A 230-nucleotide genomic window follows, 5' to 3' on the forward strand; every position below is an offset into this window, starting at 1 on the left:
ATGCCGGGCGTGAAGCGTCAAAGTTTGGACAGGCTGCTGTTTACGGCGGAAGAGGCGGTGAAGCTCGGTATTCCGATGCTGGCACTGTTCCCCGTGGTTACGGCAAACAAAACCGAGCGTGCGGAGGAGGCGTACAATCCCGAAGGACTCGTGCCGACAGCCGTCCGCGCCTTGCGCGAGCGTTTCCCGGAACTGGGCATTATGACGGATGTCGCGCTCGATCCTTATAC

The 230-nt window shown here is 60.0% G+C and carries 1 pseudogene; it reads left to right on the plus strand.

Annotated elements, in window-relative coordinates:
- Positions 1 to 230, plus strand: a pseudogene (locus ACI43T_RS12310) (porphobilinogen synthase); the annotation flags it as partial.

The organism is Neisseria oralis, from assembly GCF_045062685.1.
GTDB lineage: Bacteria > Pseudomonadota > Gammaproteobacteria > Burkholderiales > Neisseriaceae > Neisseria > Neisseria oralis.